The 1,108-nt window shown below is 44.9% G+C and carries 1 protein-coding gene; it reads left to right on the top strand.

Annotated elements, in window-relative coordinates; translation table 11 throughout:
* On the top strand, window positions 1-1,108 hold a 1,108-nt coding region (locus R7P67_RS25875), incomplete at both ends, for a GGDEF domain-containing protein (protein WP_318086461.1).

Below are 1,108 nucleotides of genomic sequence, written 5' to 3' on the forward strand. Positions count from 1 at the left end.
CTGATGGCACCGTACAAGGGATGACAGCCGATATCGTTCTACAAAGCTGTGAAATTCTGGATTTAAACTGTGTGATCATCAGTGAGCCTAACGAAAGTTGGGAGTCGATGTATCGCCAGTTTATGAAAGGTGAATTTGATATATTGGCACCATTGACGGTGAGCAGAGAACGGCATGAATTCAGCTATTTCCCAAGACCGCACTATTCACCAGCTTCAGTAATGGTCAAGCGATTGGGTTACAAGCCAAACACCTATTCCCATGTGTCACAATTGATCTCAGAAAGGATCGGTGTAGTCAAAGACGATTTCTTCGATCAAATGATGACTCAGCTTTTACCGTTGAAAGAGCTTGAGCGTTTTAACACGCAGCACGATCTTATTGAAGCATTGCTTAAAGGGGAGGTGGATTACATCCCGATGGATACGGCAATGCTCAACCATTTCCTTCGTTTGAGCGAGCTTGTGCCCATCGAACAAGATACCGCGATAGGGGAGTTTTACAGTTCGCAGTTGTCTATCGGCCTCGTCGCGAATGAACGCGGTGCAATGTTAGCGCCATATTTTAGCCGCGCGATCGCGATGTTGGGCGTTGACAAAATTGTGGCTCAATACGATTTGCGTCCAGATTGGCGCACGGCGTTAGAGTATGAGGTGCGATTGGCAACACAAACCCAAGCGGTATTTCTATTCGTACTTGTATTGGCAATTTGTGTTTCTCTCTATCTGTATCGTCAATCCAACACCGATAATTTAACTGGGTTGAGGAATCGTCGCTCTTTGCAAGTTAAGTATCGCCAAGGGGTGAATAAGGATTTGGCGATTCTTTATTTAGATATTAATCACTTCAAACAAATCAACGATACCTACGGTCATTTAGCGGGTGATGAAGTGCTGCAATTGCTTTCGCTGAAGATACATCGAGTGTGGTCTGGGCGAAGCTATCGTATTGGAGGTGACGAATTTATTTTGCTCGGATACCCAACACAAATAGAGCTTTCGCGAGCCGTTCAAGAACTGAGTCGATTGGATGTTACCGATAAATTGTGCGAGGAGCTGAAAACCGTCACGATTTCAGTTGGTGTTTCTGAGAAACGAAAGCAGCACAT

It is taken from the genome of Vibrio sp. Vb0937 (genome assembly GCF_033338855.1).